Source organism: Azotobacter beijerinckii (assembly GCF_900110885.1).
GTDB lineage: Bacteria > Pseudomonadota > Gammaproteobacteria > Pseudomonadales > Pseudomonadaceae > Azotobacter > Azotobacter beijerinckii.
Genome location: NZ_FOFJ01000138.1, coordinates 1 through 2674 on the forward strand (window position 1 = coordinate 1; position 2674 = coordinate 2674).

Annotated in this window: 4 protein-coding genes; 1 reads left to right on the top strand and 3 read right to left on the bottom strand. The window is 66.9% G+C overall.

All coding sequences use genetic code 11. The features are described 5' to 3' along the window. Positions 1-10: 10 nt before the first annotated feature. Complete coding sequence (locus BMY22_RS23080; RefSeq protein ID WP_090625655.1) at positions 11-451, top strand: MaoC family dehydratase; 441 nt, start codon at positions 11-13, stop codon at positions 449-451. Positions 452-531: 80 nt separating this feature from the next. Here the strand turns inward: BMY22_RS23080 and BMY22_RS23085 are convergent, their stop codons facing one another. From BMY22_RS23085 to BMY22_RS23095, 3 genes are all read right to left on the bottom strand, one after another. Next, positions 532-807 carry a DUF3144 domain-containing protein gene (locus BMY22_RS23085; protein ID WP_244158983.1) on the bottom strand — a complete coding sequence of 92 codons (276 nt, stop codon included), beginning with the start codon at positions 805-807 and terminating at the stop codon, positions 532-534. A gap of 152 nt (positions 808-959) precedes the next feature. After that, positions 960-1658 (bottom strand): YebC/PmpR family DNA-binding transcriptional regulator, encoded by a 699-nt coding sequence (locus BMY22_RS23090; RefSeq protein ID WP_090625652.1) that lies wholly within the window; start codon positions 1656-1658, stop codon positions 960-962. Between the two features lie 189 nt (positions 1659-1847). Next, entirely contained in the window at positions 1848-2654 is an 807-nt protein-coding gene (locus BMY22_RS23095) for a shikimate 5-dehydrogenase (protein ID WP_090625653.1), read from the bottom strand. Positions 2655-2674: the final 20 nt, after the last annotated feature.

Sequence of the window (2674 nt, forward strand, 5' to 3'; positions counted from 1 at the left end):
TGTCGAATTCGTGTTTTCAAAAAATGCTCTAGTCGTGGGCGCCCGCTTCCGCAGCGGCGAGTTCGTGCTGGAGGAGGCCAGTCTCAAGGCCTTCGCTGCGCAGTTCGACCCCCAGCCCTTTCATCTGGACGATGAGGCGGCCAGGCAGACCCTGTTCGGCGGGCTGGCGGCCAGCGGCTGGCATACCGCGGCCATCACCATGCGTCTCCTGGTCACCAGCGGCATGCCGCTGGCCGACGGGCTGATCGGCGCCGGCGGCGAGGTCGACTGGCCCCGGCCCACGCGGGCGGGAGATGTCCTGCGTGTGGAGAGCTGCATTCAGGCGATCACGCCGTCGCGCTCGAGGCCGGATCGCGGCATCGTTGCCCTGGAAAGCCTGACGCTGAATCAGCGCGACGAGGTGGTGCAGCGGTTGCTGGCCAAGCTGGTCGTGTTCCGCCGACCGGCATAGCGCGCTTCCCGTGGGGATCTTGCGGAGATCGACAGGCGCTACAGGCGGCCCGGCAGGGGCCTCGCCTGTTTGGCGCATCGTTAGCGCTGTTTCGACATCTCGATATGCTGGTCGAGGTTTTCTTCCAGCATCTTGTTGAACTGGTCGCTGTACCAGCTGTGCGCCTTTTCCTTGTCGATCGACAGATCGCCGGAGCGGCAGGCGGCCTCGTGGGCGCTGAACCGGGCAGCGGCGTAGCGGATTGCCGCGCTGATCTGCCCCAGATCCTTGTGTTCTTCCTCGAGCAGTCGGTTGGCAACGGCGATGAACTCATCGGCCATGTCGAAGATTTCCATGTTTACCGGGTTTTCGGCCATGTTCGGATCCTGTAGGCAATGGTGATGGAACGATTGTTCGGTTGGTTTATAACGTGTCCCCGGCGCGCAGGCAAACGGCTGCCGCGAAGGCTTGCAGGCGCTGCGGCCCGCACCGGCAGGCGCTTTGGGCCTCTGCCGGCGCGGCGCGGGACTCAGGCGCTCAGGCCGACGTAGACGTTCTGCACGTCGTCGTGATTGTCGAGGGCCTCGAGGAAGGCTTCGACCTCCTCGAGTTCGGCGCCGGAGAGGCTCACCGGGTTCTTCGCCTTGTAGCCAAGGTTGGCCGACTGCACGGTGAAGCCGAACTCCGGCAGCGCCTTGCACACCGCGTCGAGGTCGGTCGGCTCGGTGTAGAACAGGGTGGCGCCTTCCTCGGCGGGCTCGAAGTCCTGGGCGCCGGCCTCGATGGCGGCCAGTTCCGGGTCGGCGCCGCCCTCCGGGGTCGCCTCGATCATGCCCAGGTAGTCGAAGTCCCAGCTCACCGAGCCGGAGGTGCCCAGCTGGCCCTTGCGGAACAGTACGCGGATTTCCGCCACGGTGCGGTTCACGTTGTCGGTCAGGCACTCGACGATCACCGGCACGCGGTGCGGAGCGAAGCCTTCATAGAGGGTCCGCTCGTAGTTGACCACCTCGCCGGAGAGGCCCGCGCCTTTCTTGATGGCGCGCTCCAGGGTGTCCTTGGGCATCGAGGCTTTCTTGGCCTGATGGACCGCCAGGCGCAGCTTGGGGTTCATGTCCGGGTCCGCGCCGTTGCGCGCGGCAATCATGATTTCCTTGACCAGCTTGCCGAAAATCTTGCCTTTGGCGTTGGCGGCAATTTCTTTGGGTCTGGCTTTCCACTGGGCGCCCATATCGGTTCTCTCGCAGACGGTTGAGTCCCGGGCCGGCCCGGGAACGGGAAGTGGCGATTCTAGCGGCTCGCGGGCACGCCGACACCTGCAAGCGTCTTCAAAGGGTTGCGTTCTTCCCTGCGGGGGCAAGGTGCTGTCCGCCTGCAAGAGCGCTCGTGGAGAAAGTGGGCACTCCTGCAGGTGGATCGCTCAGCTCTGGCGCGAATAGGCCGCGGCCTGGGCGACCTGTTCCGGGCTCGGGCGCCGGCCGGTGTAGAGCACGAACTGCTCGAGCGCCTGCAGGGTGGCGACCTCCGCGCCGGTGATGACCGGCTTGCCGAGCGCGCGGGCGTGGCGGATCAGCGGCGTTTCTGCGGGCAGTGCCACCACGTCGAAGACGATCTCCGCCCGTTCGATGGCCGCCGCGGGGAAGGCCAGGTCCTGTGCCTCGGGGCCGCCGGCCATGCCGATCGGGGTCACGTTGATCAGCAGTGCAGGGCGCAGCTCGCCCAGCTCCGCCGCCCAGGCGAAGCCGCTGGCCTGGGCCAGCGCCTGCCCCGCGGCCGGGTTGCGGGCGACGATGTGCCCCTGGCGGAAGCCGGCCTGGCGCAGAGCGAAGGCCACCGCCTTGGCCATGCCGCCGCTGCCGCGCAGGGCGAAGCTCAGGCCGGGCGAGACCCCGTGGCTGTCGAGCAGTTGGGCGATGGCCAGGAAGTCGGTGTTGTAGCCGGTGAGCCGGCCCTGGTCGTTGACGATGGTGTTCACCGAGTCGATCACCGCCGCGGACGGATCGAGCGCGTCGAGCAGCGGGATGCAGGCTTCCTTGAACGGCATCGAGATGGCGCAGCCGCGGATGCCCAGGGCGCGGATGCCGCCGACGGCGGCGGGCAGGTCGTGGGTGGTGAACGCCTTGTAGGCGTAGTTCAGGCCGAGGGCTTCGTAGAGATGGTTGTGAAAGCCACCCCTTTCAAGGTCTTTTACTTTTCGAGGCCTTGATGAGGCGGTCGGTGGAGACATGGGCGCGAGCCGTCGCGGCA